This is a genomic window from Streptomyces sp. NBC_00513, from assembly GCF_041431415.1.
Lineage (GTDB): Bacteria > Actinomycetota > Actinomycetes > Streptomycetales > Streptomycetaceae > Streptomyces.
Map to the genome: position 1 here is coordinate 110,963 of NZ_CP107845.1, position 19,019 is coordinate 129,981.

General features: G+C 67.1%; 10 protein-coding genes and 2 pseudogenes. 3 read left to right on the top strand and 9 right to left on the bottom strand.

What is annotated here, in order from left to right; translation table 11 throughout:
* Positions 1 to 70 precede the first annotated feature (70 nt).
* The 6 genes from OHA84_RS00595 to OHA84_RS00620 all read right to left on the bottom strand — a co-directional run bounded on the left by OHA84_RS00595 (position 71) and on the right by OHA84_RS00620 (position 13,107).
* Entirely contained in the window at positions 71 to 595 is a 525-nt protein-coding gene (locus tag OHA84_RS00595; protein WP_266976000.1) for a hypothetical protein, read from the bottom strand.
* On the bottom strand, positions 589 to 7,443 hold the full coding sequence (locus tag OHA84_RS00600) for a LamG-like jellyroll fold domain-containing protein (RefSeq protein ID WP_266976002.1): 6,855 nt from the start codon (positions 7,441 to 7,443) through the stop codon (positions 589 to 591). The genes OHA84_RS00595 and OHA84_RS00600 overlap by 7 nt, the downstream gene beginning before the upstream one ends.
* A complete protein-coding gene (locus OHA84_RS00605) occupies positions 7,436 to 7,969 on the bottom strand; it encodes a LamG domain-containing protein (RefSeq protein ID WP_266976004.1) in 534 nt (177 codons plus the stop codon). The genes OHA84_RS00600 and OHA84_RS00605 overlap by 8 nt, the downstream gene beginning before the upstream one ends.
* Positions 7,947 to 10,853: a DNRLRE domain-containing protein gene (locus OHA84_RS00610; RefSeq protein WP_266976006.1), complete on the bottom strand. Its 2,907-nt coding sequence runs from the start codon at positions 10,851 to 10,853 to the stop codon at positions 7,947 to 7,949. Before OHA84_RS00610 ends, OHA84_RS00605 begins: the two co-directional genes overlap by 23 nt.
* A 1,241-nt stretch (positions 10,854 to 12,094) precedes the next feature.
* Positions 12,095 to 12,448, bottom strand: coding sequence for a hypothetical protein (locus OHA84_RS00615; RefSeq protein ID WP_371591281.1), 354 nt, complete (start codon positions 12,446 to 12,448; stop codon positions 12,095 to 12,097).
* Between the two features lie 482 nt (positions 12,449 to 12,930).
* Complete coding sequence (locus OHA84_RS00620; protein WP_266976008.1) at positions 12,931 to 13,107, bottom strand: hypothetical protein; 177 nt, start codon at positions 13,105 to 13,107, stop codon at positions 12,931 to 12,933.
* A gap of 92 nt (positions 13,108 to 13,199) precedes the next feature.
* Between OHA84_RS00620 and OHA84_RS00625 the strand changes: the two genes are divergently transcribed.
* Entirely contained in the window at positions 13,200 to 13,664 is a 465-nt protein-coding gene (locus OHA84_RS00625) for a hypothetical protein (RefSeq protein WP_266976010.1), read from the top strand.
* Between the two features lie 55 nt (positions 13,665 to 13,719).
* Here OHA84_RS00625 and OHA84_RS00630 read toward each other — a convergent pair.
* Together OHA84_RS00630 and OHA84_RS00635 are read right to left on the bottom strand one after the other, a co-directional pair.
* Positions 13,720 to 14,651 (bottom strand): annotated as a pseudogene (locus OHA84_RS00630) (IS5 family transposase).
* Between the two features lie 307 nt (positions 14,652 to 14,958).
* Entirely contained in the window at positions 14,959 to 15,162 is a 204-nt protein-coding gene (locus tag OHA84_RS00635) for a hypothetical protein (protein WP_266976012.1), read from the bottom strand.
* 82 nt (positions 15,163 to 15,244) lie between these two features.
* Here OHA84_RS00635 and OHA84_RS00640 point away from each other — a divergent pair, with 82 nt between their 5' ends.
* Positions 15,245 to 17,998: a helix-turn-helix domain-containing protein gene (locus tag OHA84_RS00640; RefSeq protein ID WP_266976014.1), complete on the top strand. Its 2,754-nt coding sequence runs from the start codon at positions 15,245 to 15,247 to the stop codon at positions 17,996 to 17,998.
* Between the two features lie 140 nt (positions 17,999 to 18,138).
* Here OHA84_RS00640 and OHA84_RS00645 read toward each other — a convergent pair whose 3' ends face one another.
* Positions 18,139 to 18,501, bottom strand: coding sequence for a hypothetical protein (locus OHA84_RS00645; protein ID WP_266976016.1), 363 nt, complete (start codon positions 18,499 to 18,501; stop codon positions 18,139 to 18,141).
* Positions 18,502 to 18,812: 311 nt separating this feature from the next.
* Here OHA84_RS00645 and OHA84_RS00650 point away from each other — a divergent pair.
* A pseudogene (locus OHA84_RS00650) lies at positions 18,813 to 18,947 on the top strand (helicase); the annotation flags it as partial.
* Positions 18,948 to 19,019 lie beyond the last annotated feature (72 nt).

A 19,019-nucleotide genomic window follows, 5' to 3' on the forward strand; every position in this document is an offset into this window, starting at 1 on the left:
GGCCACGAACAGCGGGAATCAGTAGGCCGACCCGTCCTTAGGACGGGTCGGCCTAACAGGTCAGGTGGTTCTACAGATCGATGACCGGGTCCCTACCGGGGAAGTTGGAAGGGAGCCCGTCAGTCGTCACGGTCCCGGTCGCCAGTCCGGCTAGGTAGTCGGTGAGGGTGCCGTCGTAGGTACACCAGTCGTCGTTCCGTCCTTCGACGACTATGGTCCAAAAGTTGGGGTCACCCTCGTTGGTGCGCCAGTAGAAATTGTCCCCTTCATATGAGGCACCCCAACCAATCAGACCGCCAGGTGCGGGATATGGCGCATACCCATAGGTCAGGCCGTCTGCATATAGCGCGGCGAGGTTCTGGTCGTCCTTCCAGGTTTGGGCATAGGCAACTTCCTGTCCTGGTTCGGGAATGCTCAGAACCAGGAAGTCGGCGATGTGAAAAGTTGGGTACCACTCGGCGAGTTCCATGAAGTCTTCAGGGAGGCCGGTTCCGAGCTCACGGGCCAGCACATGCCAGTCGAACACTCTACGTTCATTCGACTTGATGTGGCGGAGTTTCGGCATTGCTTGTTCGAGTTTTTGGAGTGTCAACACGTCACCTGGGGCGTGGGGATGTTCTTGATATTTACAGAGAATAGTCGCTTTTCTCTGGTGAATGCATTCATGTTGATTGCGGTGGGAATGTTTTCGCGCCCATTACCGTACTCCAAGGCTCCGAAGTAGAGAACGGGCTGACCTCCACTATTCGCTCTGTTAACAGTGTTTGCCATCACGGTCTCGCAACGCCTCATGTCAGGGGAGTTCATCTGCCTGAAACCAGTGAAGATGTTCTCCTTGATCCAGTCGCCACTGAGCCTGTCAGCAAGTATGTGAGATCGATTGAACACAGGAAGAGATCTAGGGTTAGGTCGATCATCCGCCGACACCCATCCGGGAGGGTTCCAAGTACCCTTCCTGTTTCCGCGATTGTTTTTCTTCAGGTCGTCCGGACAGATGAGCGCAGCAACCCCGGTAGGCGTATCCTGAAGTCCCCCGATGGTCTGCGCCGGCACGGTCGACAGATACCGGTGTCGTTCCGACCTGTCGCGATCACAGGGGTCTTTGCCACCGTTGGGCGCCTCTATGTCACCGCCAGGGTTATTGTACATTGCGGCAGCTTCTTCGGGGGTGAAGCCGAAGGTCTGCATCATCTCCTTGAAGTCGCCCTCGGAGAACTGCTTCATGTAGCCGGCGTCGAGTTTCCAACGGCTGTCGCCCGTACCCCAGTCGAATTCGGTATTCCGCTGCGGCGCACGCTGGTTGGGATTCTGGTCGACTACTCGTATTACCTTCTCGATGATAGAGAGTGTCCCGCCTCCAGGTCCGCGGCCGCCCTTGGGGCCGCCGCCACCCTTCGGACCGCCGCCACCCTTGGGGCCGCCGCCTATGGGACCGCCGCCGCAAGCCCAAGTGCACCTGGGGTTGTCCCGTTCGCGGTACCTGCTTCGCTCGCGCTTCTCCCGGAACTCTTCGTACCCGCGCACCGGTGTGTAGGTGTTCGAGATCGCCCAGCTGCGCGCCGAGCTCGTCGTTTCAGACCGGCTCCTCATGTAGCGGTCGGTCGCGATCGCGGTTCCACCGAAAGCGACAGTCGCGGCGATTCCGTAGCCAAGGGCGTCCCAAACGGCTATCCCGCCGAGGACCGCCAGTGGGAAGAAGTGGCCGTTGGGGTCGGTGCCGTTGAGCGGGCTGCCGAATCCATAGGAGTAACGGTTTGCCCGTAGTCCCGACTGCGTCGGGTCGAGTTGCCAGGTGTCCCGGCTGGTGAAGCCGCCGGTGCCGGGCTGGTACCAGCGGGAGGCCATGTTGACCTCGCCGGTGGAGGAGTCCGTCCAGCCCGACTGGTAGCCGAGGGACGGGTTGGTGCCTGAGGACGCGGTCACGTTGCCGAGGGCGTCGTAGGCGCGGGACGAGGAGACGGTGGTGCCGTCTGCGGAGAGGCCGGCGACCAGGTCGGTGTGCTGGTCCGTGACCGACAGGCGTCCAGAGCCTGCGGCGTCGGTCGTGGCGCTGGCCAGCAGCATGCCGCCCGGGGTGCGGTTGTAGGTGGAGGTGCCGTCCTTGGTCAGGTTGTTGGAACCGCCGTCGTAGCTGAATGTGGCGTTGCCGTTGGTCAGGACACGGTCGAGCGAGTCGTAGGTGAAGGTGCTCGTGCCGTTGCTGACGGTGCGCTCGAAGGCGTCGGTGCTGATGGTCCGGGTGGTTCCGCCGTCGGTGACCGATTTGATCGAGCCGCGGGCGGAGTAGTCGAGGGTCTGTGTGCCCCAGGTCTGGACGCGGTTACGCGCGTCGTAGGTGGCGGTGAGGTCTCCCTTCCTGGTGAGGTTGCCGGACTTGTCCCACTCGAAGGCGGTAGTGGCGCTGCCGCTGCTTTCCGAGGTCATGCGGCCGGCAAGGTCGTAGCCGTACGTCTTCGCGGCCGCCCCGACCGTGCCAGTCGTGGTCTTCTTGACCAGTCGGTCGTCGAGGTCGTACTCGTAGGCCGAGCCCTGGACCCCGTTGCCTGTTCCGGCGTTCTTGACGCTGTCGTCCGCGAGCCGGCCCAGTGCGTCGTATGTGTACGAGCGCTTCGCGCCAATCGTGAAGGTGTCTCCGGCGGAGGGGCGGGCGTACTCCTCGACGGTCGGTCGCCCGGCAGCGTCGTAGCCTTTGCGCACCTGGGTGCCGGTGAGCGGGTCGGTCGCGGTGTCAAGGCGTCCGGCCTGGTCGTAGCCGAAGGCCGTCGCGCCCGCCGCGTCGGTGCGGGAGATCATCTGACCGTCCGCGTCGTACGCGTAGGCGGACTTGCCCGAGGGGCCGTCCGCGTTCAGGAGCTGGCCGCGGTCGTTGTACGCGTACGTGTTGCCCGCGAGGATTCCATCTCCGCCGACGCCGGTCATGCGGCCGGCGAGGTCATAGGAGAGTGAGCGGGGGCGCGTGGCGGCGGCGGTGCCGGAGCCGGTCTCCCCGGTCAGGCGGCCCAGCGCGTCGTAAGTCTTCTGGCGCTTGACATTGCCGGGGAGCAGCTCGGTGACGAGGCGGCCGGCTGCGTCGTAGACGTTGGCCCAGGTGCGATTCTCCAGTATCGGGTGCTGTGTGGTGCTGGGTTCGATGGTCGTTTCCTGTAGGCCCCAGGTGTTGAAGGTGTAATAGGTGGCTTTTCCGCGGCCGTCGGTCAGGCGTGTGCGGTTGCCCGCCGCGTCGTAGCCGAAGGTCGTGGTGATGGAGTCGGTGGCTGTGACGGGTTCGACCTGTTTGGTCATCCGGCCGAGGGCGTCGTAGGTGTAGGTGCGCCGGGTGCCGGTGGCGGAGACGGTTGCGGTGACGTTTCCGTCCGCGTCGTACTCCGAGGACACCGAGCGCAGGACCGTGCTTCCGGTCCCGTAGTCGGACGAGGAGACCGGCTTGCCGAGGACGTCGTACGCCGTGACCGTCTTGCGGCCGGTGGCGTCCTTGGTCTCGGTCTGGCGGCCGAGGCCGTCGTACGTCGACGAGGTGGTGCCGCCGAGGGGGTCAGTGACGGTCAGGGACTCACCGGCGTTGTTGTGTGTCGCCGTGATGCGGCGGCCGCCGGGGGTGGTGGATCCGGTCCGGTTACCCGCGTCGTCCCACGTGTAGCGGGAGACGAGGTTCTGCAGGGTGGGCTTTCGCTCGACCGTGGTGGCGGTGAGTTTGCGGCCGAGTTCGTCGTAGGTGGACTCGGTGCGGGCCCCGGTCGGGTCGGTCGCGGAGAGCGGCAGGCCGGTCGGGGTCCAGGTGAAGGTGGAGACGCCGCCTCCGGACAGGTCCGTGACGGTGCCGTCAAAGGTGACGGTGCCTGGCGCCTTGAGGCCCTGCGCGCCTGTGATGGCCGGGTCCGTCTTGCGGATCAGATTGCCCATCTGGTCGTACGCGAAGTACGTCGCGCGGCCCAGCGGGTCGGTGGTGGAAGCCGTGTTGCCCAGTTTGTCGTATGTCGTGCGCGAGACGGCCGTGATCGGCGTCGCGGCGCCCGGCGGCGTGTAGTCGGGCAGCGTGGCCGCGGTGGGGCGGCCCAGCTTGTCGGTCTCCACACGGCTCACCAGGCCGCGTGCGTCACGCGTCTCGGTGGCCTCGCCGAAGGTGTTGTAGCCGGTGAGGGACTTGGGGGTGACGGCGGTCGCCGCACCGCCGTTCTCCTCGGCCTGCACCTGCGGCGCCGTCGTCTCGACCAGGCGGCCCAGGACGTCGTGGCGGCTGATGGTGGTGTTGCCGCGCGGGGTGACCTGGGTCAGCGGCAGACCCCGCTGGTCGAAGGTGCCCGTGGTGACCCGGGTTCCGGTGCCGTCGGTGACGGTCGCCTTCTTCGGGTTGCCGACCACGTCGTACTCGGTGGTCGAGGTGAGCTTCTTGCCGGTGGAGTCGATCGACTGGGTTTGCTCGGTGACCTGGTTGTCGCCGTCGTAGGCGGCGGTCGTGATCCGGTTGAGGCCGTTCGGGTCGAACACCGAGCGGGTGACCCGTCCGGTGGCGTCGACGGTGTTGAGCGTGGTGCGTCCGCCGCTCGCGGTCTGCGAGAGGACGTTGCCCGCGCCGTCGTAGACAGCCGACTCCAGGACGATGTCCTTCTTGGAGCCGTTGGCCTGGGTGACCTGCTTCGCCGTGGACGTGGCCTTCAGGCCGTCGTCGTAGTAGGTGAAGGCGGTGGTGGCACCCATCGCGTCCGTCGTCGAGGCCAGCCGGCCCGCCGGATCGTACGCGTTCGAGACCAGGACCAGGTCACGCAGCTGGCGGGACGGGTCGCCGGTCCAGTCCTTGAGGACCGATTCGGCCAACTGCCCGCGCTTGGTGAACGCGTGCGTGGTGACGTTGCCGGCGGGGTCCGTCTCGCGGACTACCCGGCCCAGCGCGTCGTGGCCGAAGGTGGACTCGTTGCCGGCCGGATCCGTGATGCTCTCGTTCAGGCCGAGGGCGTTGTAGCGGTAGGTGGTAGTACGAGTTGCGTCGCCGCCGGTGGTGTCCTGCGTCGACTCGGTGAGCGGCTGTCCGTCCGCGTCGTAGGTGCGGGAGACTTTCGCCGTGTGGGTGACGCCGGTGATTTCGTTCTTGACGCTGGGGCCCGTTTCCGAGGAGATCCGGGACATGCCGTTGTAGGTGTACGACGTTGTCGCGTCGCCTGGCGTGCTGTCGGAGACCTGCGTTTCGGTCAGCTTTCGGCCGATGCCGTCGTAGGTGTACGTGGTCACCAGACCGGACGGCGCTGTCGCCTTGGCCAGGTCACCGCTCGCAAAGTACGCGTACGAGGTGATGGCACCGCCGGGGGTCTTCTGAGTGGCGACCAGGCCGGCCGGTACGGTGCTGCCACCCACTGCGGGCTCGGTACCGGCTGTGTAGGTGGTGACGGCCGTGCGGCCGTCCGCCAGCGTGGACGTGTCGGTCAGGCCGAGGGGAGTGTAGGACGTGGTCGTGTGGTAGCGGTTGTCGGCGGCGTCCGTGGACCGTGCATCACGGAGTGCCGTGGGTTTGCCGTTGCGCGGGTCCAGTGGATCCGCAGGGTTGAAGTAGTGCTCAGCGAAGGAGGTCCAGCAGGAGTTGGCGTCCCGGCAGGTCGTCGTCGATACGGTGTTGCCGCGCTCGTCGTGACCGGTGGTGGTCGCGTGACCGTTGGGATCGGTGACCGTGTGCAGGAAGCCGCCGCTGTCGTACGCGAAGGTGGTGGCACCGCCGTCCGCGTCTGTCGAGGCGACCCGGCGCTGTCCGCGGACCGCGTCGAACGTGCTGGAGGTCTTTGCTCCGGTGGGGTCGGTGACCGTCACCGTCGAGGTGAGCGAGGAGGAGGAGGCCGTGGTGCGGGCCGCGTACTGAGTGGCCACCTCCTCGGCGGTGAGGCCACGGCGGAAGACGGCTACCTCGTCGAGCGCGCCGGTGAAGTAGCTGATGTTGGCCGGGGCTGACGGCCAGTTCTTGGCGAAGCCCGCGCCGATGTAGGTGCGGGTGCTGTTCTCGTGGTTGACGGGCGCGCCCGTCTTCGTCGCGACCTGGGTGCCGTCCAGGTACAAGGTCTGTACCCCGGCCTTGACGGTGACGGCCGCGTGGTGCCACTGGTTGTCTGTCACCGTGGCCTGTGAGGCGTTCGAGGCTCCGGTTCCCGAAAGGTATTCACCGTGGAGCTTGCCGTCCGCGCCGACGTACAGGACTGGTGCCCAGTCGCCGGTGGTCTCGGTGGCTGCGGCCATCGGGCTCGTCTGGTTGGCAAGGATGACGCCGGGCTTGCCGGTCCTGAACCAGAGGCTGGCGGAGACATCCGCGGTGCCGATGCCGACGCCGGGGACCTCCGCGTATCCGTCGCCGTTGAACTGCACGGCAGAACCGTCACCGGGGCCGAAGGCACCGGTGACTCCCTGGATGGCCTTGGTGTACGCACCAGTGCCGTCAAGGACGGCGACGCGGCTGTTCACCTTGGTGCCGCCGGTTTCGTCCAGACGCCAGTAGCCTGCTGGGCTGCCGGCCGTCACCACACCGCGGTATTGCTCCCCGGTGCCGCTCATTGTCTTGCTGCGGGCCTTGAAGTGGTCCGAGACGGTCTGCGCGTCGAGTTCCTTCGCGTAGAAGGCGGCCTCGTCGAGTTGGCCGTTGAAGTACCGGGCGGCACGCGCCTGCCCGTCCCACGACTCGCTGGAGTAGCCGGAGCCAAGGTAGGTGTAGGCGAAGGTCTCCGGTTTGACGGCACCCGTCTTGGAACCGATCTTCGTCCCGTCGAGGAACAGGTTCTGTCCTGTCGGACCGCCGGTGATCACGACGTGGTGCCACTTGTTGTCGGTGACCTTGTTGCCACCCATGACAGGCCAGGGATTGGTGGCGTCCCAAAGGTGACCCCGGAGCTTTCCTTCGGAGTCGATGACCAGACTGGGGTTCCAGTCCTGCGGGGTGGTGCCGAGCTCGGTACTCTGCAGGCCCAGGAGGACGCCGCTCGGTTTGTCGGTGCGGAACCACATTTCAACGGAGAGGGAGGTCGCCCCGCTCAGCGGCTCCGCCGGCACCTGGACGGCGCCCTTCGACCCGTCGAGCGTGATGGCGCCGTCGTCGCCGTCGAGAAATGTGCCGACGCCTCCGAGAGCGACACCGTCACGGTAGGAGCCGTTGCCGCCTGTGGATATTTCATCCACTGCGGCGGCGCTGCTGCTGTCGCCCAGTCTCCAGTAGTTGACCGGGCCCGTGGCGCGCACGGCGTCCGAGTAGACCTGGGAACCCGATGCATAGGCAGGTGCCGAGACCTGCCACACGCCGCCGCCGGCATCGGTGACCTTGGTGGCGCGCTCGGTGTCGCTGTCATAGACGGCCGTACCGCCGACCCGGCCCGAGGGCAGGGTCACCTTGGACAGCTTCGAGGCCCCGGTACGGGCCCCGTGGTGCGCGCGAACCGAACCGGCGTCGAGGGCACGGTGGTACACCGCGACCTCATCCATCAGGCCCCTTGAAGTGGCGCGTCGTGTGCGCGCCGCCTCCGTCCCAGGTGTCGGCGGTGAAGCCGGTTCCGAGGTAGGTGTAAGTCTTGCCGGAGTGCGTCACGGGCCCGTTACGGGTGCCCAGCGACTGGCCGTCGAGGTACAGGGTCTGGCTGGTACCGGTGCTCGTGATCACGGCGTGGTGCCAGGCGTTGTCCGTGACCGGCGCCGGGGAGAGAATCGGGTTCGGGTTGCTGCCCGACACTTCGAAGGCGCCGCGGAGCCTGCCCGCCGCGTCGATGGCCAGGACCGGGTTGTAGTCGACCGGACGGCTGCCCAGCGGTTCGTCCTGGAAGCCGACGAGAACACCGCCCGGCTTGTCTGTCTTGAACCACAATTCCACTGACAGCACGGTGGAGGACGCGAGGGTGGTGTCCGGGAGCTCCACGTACGAGTTGGCGCCGTTGAAGGCTGCCGCTTTGTTGCCCGTGCCGGCCAGGACGCCAGTGCCGGCGAGGTCGACGTCACGGTAGTGGCCGGCGTTCATGCCGGTTCGGGAGACGGCCTCGCTGCGCAGTCTCCCCCTCGGCCTCGTTCAGCCTCCAGTAGCCGATCGGGCCGGCGTCCTGGACCATGCTGCGGTACTGCGAGCCGCCGGTGTATTCGTACTGGGTGCACGTGGTGGTCGACGACGGCGGGCACACCTTCGTCAGTTGGTCACCGGTGTAGGTGTACGACCAGACGAGGGCCGGCGCGGACGGTCCGACCGCGTCGGTGGATACGGACTCGACGTGTACACCGCTCCAGGTGAACGCCAGCGCCCGCTTGGACAGGGCGTCTGTAACCTTCGTGAGTTTGCCGCCCGTATAGGTGAGCTGCTGCTCGCGGCCGTGGCCGTCCTTGACCTTACTCAGCAGGCCGGTCGCGTCGAAGGTGTGCAGCGCCCCGGACGAGTCGCGCAGCGTCCAGCCTCCGCCGGAGGCGGAGGTCAGCACGCCCATGGAACCGGACGGGGCGCTGTAGGTGTTGTCGCTGTTCTTGCCGAAGCGGACCTGGGCGCCGTTCGCGAGGGTGATCACGACGCTGCCGTCGGGCTCCGTGAGCGCCTTCATGTCCCAGCGGGTGGCCCACCCGGCGCCGAAGGCGCTGGTTTTGCGCGGATCCTGCGAGTTGTACGTGCGGGAGACCGCGAGCTCCGGGCCGATCGTCGGGACGGCGGCGTCCGTGGCGGCCGTGGCGTAGTTGCCGGAGCGCTCGCCGAAGGTTCGTCCGCTGTCGGCGCCGCCCAGGTGCGATGTGATGACGGGCTGCGGGACCTGTGTGCTCAGGAGGGACGGGGCAATCCGAGGGGACTGGTCCTTGCCGTCGTTCACGTAGGCGTACCAGGCGTAGGTCTTGGCCCAGCTCAGCCAGCCGGAGGGGATGCTCCAGCTCTGCGCGTTGATGGCAGTGTTGCTGCGGCAGTTCTTGCGGCTGTCCTTGCCCTCTACCTCGCATACCTCGAACTGATACGTCAGGGCTTTGGGGTATCGGTCGCGGTCGGTGGCAGAAACCCAGAGCGTCGGGGTGAGCGTGTCGACGAGCGTGCCGCTCGGCGGACTGGCCCCGGTGAGATAGGGAACGGCGTTGACCGCCTCCACCTTCATGGCTGCGGCAGGCACACCCTGTGAGGCGAAGGAGCCCGCTCCGTCGTCCATTGTCCAGGCGATCGAATACGTGCCGGGTGAGAGCGGGGCAATCTTCGCATCGACGGTGACCGAGCTGCCGGGGGGGACGTCTTGCGTCATGGGCGTCCAGCGGATCTTGCTCCAGTAGTCACCCCCGACCTGGGTTCCGTTGCCGTCATACAGGTCGTAGCGCAACTTGAAGCTGCTGCCCTTGGTCCAAGTCTGCTGGCCCTGGTTGGTGACCGTTACCTTGAAGACGCCTTCGGAGGTGGCCGTGATGGGCGATACGAAGTTGCCAAGCCGGTAGCTCGCGCCGTTCTTCGTCCAGGACACGTCGAGGCTGGGTACACCGCCAGCGTAGTCGTCGGAGTGGAACTGCTTCCAGCTCTTCGAGTCGTCCGTAGCGGCTTTCACCGCGAGGCCGTAGTTCGGCGTGCGGCCGTGGGTCCAGTCGTCGACCAACTGCCGGCCGGACGAGCCGAGAGGAATGCTCTCCCAGGCCGGGGAACAGGACCACGTCTCGGTGCCGGTGGGCCGCCAGCCGTGGGCAAAGCTCTTCGACCCGAGCGCCGCGCCTGTCGCCGGGCCGGGATAGGCGGACGTGCTGGTCTCGGACCAGTTCGAGGTGATCTGGTGCACGGTAACCGGGCGGGCCGTGCAGGAACCCGACCAGGAGTTGTATAGCGCGAGGTTGGCGCTGATCACCCAGGCATTCTTCAGACTGCCCGTGTTGAGGCCGTCGAAGCGCAGGAAACTCGCGGCCTTGTGAGCGCCGCCGTCATACGTGCCGACCTTGAGGACCTTGTCACTGGAGAAGTTGGTGCTGTAGGGCGCTTCAACGTACGTGCCCGAGGTCGCGCCGACCCCCTTCACGGACGGGTCGACCTTGACCGGGAAGACCCGTTCCGGGTCCTCTAGCCACTTCCGGTCGAGGGAGACGACAAGCGTCTGGCGTCCCAAATCGCCCTCGAGACGGTAGGTGACGCCGGAGGAGATGGCTCCTTCGGCGGCGTTCTCCGTGAGCCGGGAATCCTCCATCCACCCTGCCGGCATCCGGGCCTGCTCGCGGCCGGCGGGATCGGTGAAAACCACCCCACCATGGTCGTCGAGTCTGGCACTGAGGCCGTTCAGGGTGAGGCCGAAGCGCCACTCGGTAGGAGCCGAGCGATCCTTGAGGATCAGCGTCTCCTTGACAGAATTGCTACTGGCGATCAGCTCCACGTCGGCAGAGGGGCGCACGTCCGCGTAGGTGATGGCGCTTCCGGCCACCCGGCCCTGGACACGGGTCGCGCCCTCGATGCCGTAACCGACGGAAGACGCGTCATCGATTCCGAGGCTGACCAGGGGCTCCTCGTTGGCGTACTCGGCAAAGCGGATCGCGTCTTCAGTCGAGCGGGGCTCCCAGCCGGGGCCGGAGACGCTCATGGTCCGCCGTCCGGTCTGTTCCGGGCGGGCGAGGCTCGTGTCGATGCCCTTCCACTTACCGTCTTCCCCACGGAAGTTGACGGGCTGGTTGTAGAAGCGTGTGGTGAGGGTGCCGTCTGGGTTGGCGAAGGTACGACCACGCTCGGAGCGCTCGGCGGGCACCTCGGTGCTGGCCTTCGGATCGAAGCCCTTGGGCGGCGACACCTCGGGCGCCGCAACCTTCGTGTACGGGATCGCGGACGGTGGTTTGGGCGTGCCTTCCAGCTTCAGCGGCGCGGTGCCGCCATCCGGGGGGAGTTCGCCCGGCGCCTTCAGCGCACCGCTGCGTCCCCCTCCCACTGTCGCGTCGGTGGCGTCGCCCGAGGCGCTGTGGCCTCTTCCGCGAGCCGATCCCTAGCCCTGCTCGGGTCTCTCACCGGCTCTATAGCCGGTCTTCGCGGTGACCCATTGGTTCACCGCTAGTGCGGCCTGTTCTGTACCAGCCAGAACGGCCAAGACGAATGCCACCAGGAGTACTAGTGGTCGCGCTGTGCGCACGGACATCTCCCACTTAGATGATCAGTGGGACCGTCTTATCCGTTCACACAGCACATTCACAACATCCACTCAGTGTTCACACAGCCGACCTCTCACTCACGCAGCCCGAGAACCCCAACATTCCCTGTCTTAAGGGCACTTGCAGACTCAGGTGACGTCTCACCGCATGGGAATCCTCACACTTTCCCGCACCAACACAACCAAATTCAGCCATGACGCAGCGTAGTTTCGGCCTCTTCTTCGAACGGGTTCCGGTGTCGGCCCCAACCGATCCAAGCGCTGGCCGGCGGCGAGCCGCGATGCGGCTCGTCTCTGACAGCGAGCGTGTCCTGGGACGACCAACCCGCCCCCTCGGTGCCTGGTGCCGTGCAGTGCAGCGCAGCGCGCCAGTTGACCAGCCACCGAGCCCCTCATCGCCAGCGCAGCCACTACATGCCGTCCCCACCACCCTGGCCGAACGCCCCATGGGAGGCTGTCCTTGCAGAGGCGAGCGTGCTTGGACGCCGGCGGCGTACCACAGCATCCTTCAGGTTCTCAGTCCACGGCCCCGGTGCGACGATCCCGCAACTGGGGGCGCACGCACGGCCAAGCCGGAAAGTTGCCCGGCGACCGATCAACGCTCACGTCCAGGAAGTTCGCCACCGCGTCACGGATCTGGGCCCTCGGCGCCGAGCGCGTGGAACGCCCGCGGGCGCAGGGGGACGGTGCGGTCGATGCCATGGAGGCGACCGGTCGTGATGGGCCGCGCTTGGTGACTGGCGCCGGACATGGGTGTGTGCCGGGCGGCTGGCGGACTGCCCGGTACACGCAGGGGTGCGCGGCTCGACCGTTGAGCGACCTCCGAAGCCGGCAGGCCCTGCGGAGCGACCGAGAGGGCGCTGGGCGACATCGCGCCCGGGGTGAGGGGCCACAGTGAGGACGTCGAGCAGCGCGAGCACCTGGCTGGCCTGGGCATCGACTGGGCGCACCAATGGGAAAAATCAGTCCCTAAAGTCCCTGACAAAACAGAATGATTGATGACCAATCACCCCGATATTCGACGGTCAGGGGGAGAGCGTCACCGCTGGTGTCCGGCACCCACCCGAGGACCGGGCGCGGCCCTCGGCGAGCACCGGCCCCGGATCAGGGGGTGTCACCGCCCCAGACCACGGCCCGAACGGATCATCCTCACGGGAGCCGTAGTCCGCCCGGCCACCCGGCCCGTACATCCCCAGCGGCGCGATCAACAAAGCGCCCGTGAAGAGTTCCTCGGGCATCCGGTCCGTGACGTCGAGCAACTGGCCGTCGAGGGGCCCACCGAGCAACTCCCGATAGGTGCGCCCCGGGCGCGGGTAGGGGTGCGGGTCGCCGTGGTCCGTGCCGTACACCCGGCGCCCCACAGCATCGTCGTGGTCCATGGCCCCCACCCTCCCCTGGCCGACGGGCCCTGTGGGGCGACACACCGTGTCCGGCAAAGCCGATACGGCTCACGCCCGGCGACCAGGGAAGGACGCCACGACGCCCGATAGGCTCGCCGCACCCGCGCCGACATGGGTGCGCAGGGCAGGGCCGTGCATGGACAGGCTCACCCCTCGAAGATGCGGTACACCGGCCCGAACAGCCCCGGCAGCCCTCACGGACCCGCCGGGGCTTTCCGCTGCCCGCAGTGCCCCGCACTCGCTACGCGGCGTCGATCGCCAGCCAGCGCCGGATAGCACGGACCGGCGGGCCGGAGTCGGACGGCTTCGACACGGGCCGGCGGGCGACCCTCAGACCCGGCTGCGGCCACTCGTACAGCCTGGGCACGACCGACGTCGGGCCGTCCAGATAGTCCAGATACTCAACGACTCCGAAGAGCCCGACGCGGACTGGGAACCCGACTTCGAGACGTACTGAAGGCTCAGGCGGACGTTTCTCCGCTGCCCCACCCGTCGAGGAACTCGGACAATGCGCAGCGCTGCTGTGCCTCGCGGGCGCTCTGCTGCGCGAGGACGTCGCGGTCGATGTACGGGGCGACGGCGGCGAGGACCAGGCGCCGGAGCTCGTCCGGCCCCAACGCCTCCACCTCCCACTGCACCGGACGCTCGATAAGGACCTGTCCTGGCGATCATCCGGTAGGGCGCCTCGGTGATATTTTGACCGGAATCGTGGGAAGGGGCGGGCGAATCCGTGGACAGTGACCTGCGGCGTGCGGTGGTCGTGACGCTTGGCGAACTCGGGCGAAGCGATGACTGGCGTGACCGGGCGGATGCCGGTCACAGCCTGGCAGGGTTCGCCGAGATGCCGGAGGCCGTAGAGACACTGCTGGGGCTTGTGCTCGATCCGGGTGACACCTCCGTCACCCGGCGGACCGCGGAGGGCTTGCTTCGGCGAAAGGACAGGGCCGGACTGACGATAGTCGCGTCCGCACTGGCAATCGCCAACGACAACCACGCCGACTACATCCACACCGCGATCTTCGATGTCTTCAGCATCTTCTCGGACGACCTGGACGAGGCGCTACGGCTCTGCGACGAGATGTCGGGCGACACAGACGAGCGTGTTGCCCGGGGGGGCCCGTCGGCTGCACGAAAGCCTGGCAGAGATCGATCCCGTCCTCCGCCCCGCATAGCGGGGGTTCGATCGCTGCTGTGAGGTGCAGATCCTCGACGAACGCTGCCGGATCAGTGCCACGGAGCATTCCCGTCGATCATGTGCGGAGCCAGATCGTTAGAGCTGCCGCGGTGACGGTGCCGAGGTAGACGTAACGGCGCTTGTCGTAGCGGGTGGCTACCGCCCGGTGCTGCTTCAGCCGGTTGATAGCCCGTTCGACCGTGTTCCGTTTCTTGTACCGCTCCTCATCGAAGCCAGGTGGCTTCCCGCCGCGAGAGCCTTTGCGGAGGCGGGCGGCCTGGCTGTCGGTCTTCTCCGGGATCGTGTGCCGGATGCCCCGGTGTCGCAGGTACTCGCGACACGGTCCGTTGCTGAATGCCTTGTCGGCGGCGACGCTGTCCGGCTTCTTGCGGGGCCTGCCCGGCCCGGACCTCGGGACGCGGATCTTCTCCAGCACCGCTTTGAACTGCGTGCAGTCCGCCCGCTGGCCGGGTGTGACGATCAGGGACAGCGGGCGGCAGCGGCCGTCCGCGCTCAGGTGGATTTTTGTGGTGAAGCCGCCGCGCGAGCGGCCCAGGCCCTCACCTCCCGCACCACCTCCACCAGGCGGGCGTGCAGGCTCTGCCACGGCGTTTCGTCCTGGTGTTCTGGGACTTCCGCCCCCTGAGAGGCGGGGGCCGGCGGTGGGTCGATGCGGGCGCCTGCCGCGTGCTGATGCGCCCGCACGATGGTGGAGTCGACCGAGACGTCCCAGTCGATCTCACCGGCCGCGTCTGCTGCGGCCTGGACCTGCTGGAGCAGACGCTCCCATGTCCCGTCTGCCGACCACAGGCGGTGCCATTCGTAGACGGCCTTCCACGGCCCGAACCGTTCGGGCAGGTCGCGCCAGTGAACACCGGTCCGAACCCGGTGCAGAATCCCGTCGATCACCTGCCGGTGATCTCGCCACCTGCCACAACGCCTGTTGCTGACCGGCAGAAACGGCCGCAGCCGTTCCCACTCGGCATCACCCAGATCACCCCGCCCCATGACCACACCAACGACCCGGCCGGGGAGTCGTCACATGATCGACCGGACAACTCCTAAACGTGGGCGCCGCCGGGCACCTCCAGTGTCACCTACGTGCTGACGACCCCGAGCTTCACCGCAGGCCGGTCGCAGCAGCCCGGCACGCTTGACGCTGGTTCAGGGGGTGGGGAGGCGGCGACATACGCGGATCGGTCGCTCGGCCACGTACACCGTCCCGGTGGCGAGGATCATGGTCCGGGACGAGCCGGCCCCCGGCCAGGACATGGTCACCAACGCGGAGTTCGTGCGGCGGGCCCGTCCATGGAGATCAAGGGTTGAGCGCGGTGGCGAGCGCGGCAGCCAAGGCCGCAGCAAGGGTAAGGGTTGCGGCAAACGTGGCCGCGGCGCGCATGAGGGAGGTGGGATAGGTGGCACCGTCCATGCGCGCCAGTTTGCCGGCAGCGGCAGCAACCAGGACCGCGACAACGACGATCAGCGCGCTGATGAGCAGGACAACAACGGAACCGGACACGGCAAGCTCCCGATGGACGGCGGAGTGATGACGCGATCGAGCATCGGGGCGGCATTGTCCGTCGGGGTTCGGCCGTACGAAAATGAACATCGACGGACACACCAATGGGGGCGCGGACGTGACCGACGGACCGGAGGCGCGTACCGACGCTCTTGCAGAGCTGCGGGAGAGGCTGGCCGATGGTCTTGCCTTGGCTGGGCTGACCAGAACGCAACTCGCTCGCCAGGCGGGCGTGAGCCGCTCGACGGTGCATGCAGCTCTAAGTCCTAAGGCTTCCCTCCCATCGAGCCAAGTGCTGGCTGCTCTGGCTCGTGTGTTGCGCTTGTCAGTCCCCGAGCTGTTGGAGCTGCGGCGCATCGCTTGCCTGGATGCAAGCGCCGTTCGGGAAGAGGAGCACGTCCCGGGGAAGCCGATCGCGAAGTGGGATCCTTTCGATCTGGAGGTCCACCCCGCCGGGCCCTGTCTTCGGCCAGCGAGCGACACCAAGCCGACAGATCAGCTTCCAGGCTATGTGTGGAGAGATCACGACCGCATCGTCGCCGATGCGGTGAAGGACGCCGCGGGCGGCCACAGCAGGATGGTGATGCTGGTCGGATCATCCTCGACGGGCAAAACCCGCGCGTGCTGGCAAGGCGTCCAGCCACTGGCCACCGAGGGCTGGAGGCTGTGGCACCCCTTTGACCCGACCAGGGCGGAAGCCGCCTTGGAGGGTCTGGAGCACGTCGCACCGCGCACGGTGATATGGCTGAACGAGGCTCAGCACTACCTCGGGGATCCGCAGGTTGGTGAGCGCATCGCAGCCGCTGTGCACGGATTGCTCACCCGCCCTGGTCGCGGGCCCGTGCTGGTGTTGGGCACTCTTTGGCCTGAGTACGTCGGTTCGTACACCGCCCTACCTGCCGCAGACAAGCATGACCCGCACAGTCGGGTTCGTGAGCTGATCGCCGGACGTCTCGTCACCGTCCCGGAGGCCTTCGATCAGAAGGCATTGCAATCAGCAGAGGTTCTTGCGAGTGCCGGTGACCGGTTGCTGCGCGAGGCCCTCGTACGGGCAGCCGGTCACGGGAGGGTGACCCAAGACCTAGCGGGGGCCCCCGAACTGCTGCGCCGATACGAACACTGCACACCGGCCGCAAGGGCCGTATTGGAAGCCGCGATGGACGCCCGCCGTCTCGGTGTCGGCCTCAATCTCCCCCACGCCTTCCTCACTGACGCGGCGATCGACTACCTGAGCGACCGGAATTTCGACATGCTCACCGCCGAGGACTGGCCCGACACGGTGTTCGCCGAGCTGGGCCACCCGGTTCACGGCAAGCAGGCGCCTCTACGCCGTGCCTACGGTCGCCCACAGCCTCGACCGCCCGGGAGGGCCACACCTGTTGCTCCAGCGCCTGAAGCGGCGGGCCCGGCGTTCCGCCTCGCGGACTATCTCGAACAACATGGTCGCGCCTCCCGTCGGCTTCTCTGTCCGCCCGCCTCGTTCTGGGCCGCCGTGCACGCCCACCTCACGCACCCCGATGAACTCAACAACCTCGCAAAGGCGGCCGCTGTACGACACCGCTTGGAGTGGTCCCATCACCTCCGTCTCCGAGCCGCCGAGGCCGGCAGCCCAGCCGCCCTAGACAGACTGATATGGATTCGGGAAAGGCACAGGGACTTCGAAGGCGCTGATGCCCTCCTCCGGCAGGCAGTCAAGTTGGGCACCCCGACAGGTCTTCTCCGACTGCTGGAAGAGCGTGAGCGTGACGGGGACCATGACGGCGCCGAAAAGGTGGCCCTTCGAGCCTCTGAAGCGGGCAACCTGGAACCACTCCGTGGACTTGCGTTGCGACGAATGCGGGCCGGGCACCTCGACAAGGCCATACAGCTTGCACTGTATGCCTCAGACGCGGGCGACCCCGAAGTCCTGCTCGACATAGCAATTGATCTGGCAAAGAAAGATCTCAGCAAAGCACGGCACCTAGCCCTCCGCGCCGCAGATGCGGGAATGCCAGGCGGACTGTGCTCCCTGGGGCGCGCGCGAGCATCGGCTGGGGATCACGAATCCGCCGAGGCCTTGCTCCGCCGCGCTGCGGACGCCGGCTACTTTCCAGCCCTTACGGATCTGGTCTTACTTCGAGAGGAAAACGGTGACCGCCTGGGGGCCGAACAGCTCGTTCAGCGAGCCGTGGATGCAGGCCATCCCGAAGCACTCGCGGACCTGGCCCGGATGCGAGAGATGGCAGGAGACCAGGCGAGCGCGGAATCCCTCTATCTCCGAGCTGCCGGTGCCGGCCATGTGCCCGCCCTCCTCGACCTGGCTCAGATGCGGAACCGCCTTGGGGATCACTCCGGCATGGAGGACGCCGTCCGGCAGGCCGCCGACACCGGCAACGTTTACGCACTGGCCAGACTTGCCCTCCTGAGGGAATCTGCCGGCGACCACACTGAAGCCGAGAAGCTGGCCCAAGAAGCTGCCACCGCAGGCAACGCTGAAAGCCTGTGCCACCTGGCAACGTTGAGAGAACTCGCCGGAGACCACGAGAAGGCCGAGGCACTGGCCCGCCGGGCCATCACTGCCGGTGACCCTGAAGGTCTGGGTGAAATCGCACTACTGCGCGGAATGGCCGGAGACGCTGCTACGGCCCAAGAACTCGCTCGGGAGGCCACCGCTGCGGGCGCCTGGTCCACACTGGCGAAATTGGCCCTGACCCTACAACGAGCCGGCCAAACTGCCGATGGGATACAGCCATTGGCCCTCCTAGCCCTGAATGCGGGACAAGTAAGGCCCGACTTGTGCCAGCAGTGGCCTCACGGGCTGGACCCGGACGGCAGCCCCACACGACGATGGCAATGAATGGCCAGGGAGCGAGACCACACCCGCGGACACATTCCCTGCACAACGAGGATCCCGTGCCCGCAGAACATTGGGGCTGGGGGGTGATAGGGCTCCACGTCCTGCAACCTGACCTCCTACTCGATGAACGGGATGGGGCGTCACACTGCCGGTGAGCCGGCGTAGTCGTGGGCCCGGTACCCGCGCCCGTCCTGGTGCCACTCCAGGAACAGCACCCCGTCCCCGTACGCACTGTCGGCGGCGCGGTGACTGATCACGGGGGTGCGGGAGTGCCCGTCGTGGTCGCCCCTGGCCGTCGTGCGCTCCATCCGGGCCTTCAGCGGGAAATCCCGCTTGCTCACCACCGGGTCGGTGCCGTCCGTGGACTGCATGATCTGTACCCGGATCTTCGCCCCGTCGAGGATCTCGGCGGCCGTCCCGTAGAACGCCGGGCCGTCCCATCGGACGTCCGCGTACGCGTAGACGGTAGACCCGGACCGCGCCGCACACGTCTGCACGGTCACGTCCCAGGTGTCCGGGCCAAGGGCCGGAGTAGCCGGCGTCGTCAATGCCCTGGGTGCTGGTGGAGCAGTTGTAGCGCAGCGAGGGGGCCGCGGTGGCGGTGGTGGCCGTGGCGGTCCCGGCGAGGACGGTCCCGGCCGCCACCACGGCCAGCAGGCGCTTGTGAGGGGAGGTCATGCCAGGTCAAGGCCCAGGGTGCGCCCGGCGATACGGGCGCACCCTCAAGGCGCCCCGCATGGGTGACGGCCCCCCACGGATGTCCGGGGTCGACGAGAAGCCGAAGCCGCGCACCAGCCAGGCGGACAAGTGGGCGATGCACCTCGCCGCCGCTGAGCAGTTCTTCGGGCGCGAGGGCCACCTCACGGTGCCGCGCAAGCACGTCGAGACAATCACCCTCGGCGGGGACGGGGGCCAGGCGCAGCGGGACGTCCCGCTGAAGCTCGGAACGTGGGTCGACAACCGACGCCGCCGGGCCACCACGCTGTCCCCGGAATGGGCTGAGCAGCTGCCAAAATCGGAA

Coding starts and splice junctions, on each gene's coding strand:
- OHA84_RS00640 (WP_266976014.1), top strand. CDS start 15,245: ATGAACATCGACGGACACACCAATGGGGGCGCGGACGTGACCGACGGA.
- OHA84_RS00605 (WP_266976004.1), bottom strand. CDS start 7,969: ATGAACGCCGGCCACTACCGTGACGTCGACCTCGCCGGCACTGGCGTC.
- OHA84_RS00600 (WP_266976002.1), bottom strand. CDS start 7,443: ATGGATGAGGTCGCGGTGTACCACCGTGCCCTCGACGCCGGTTCGGTT.
- OHA84_RS00615 (WP_371591281.1), bottom strand. CDS start 12,448: ATGGACCACGACGATGCTGTGGGGCGCCGGGTGTACGGCACGGACCAC.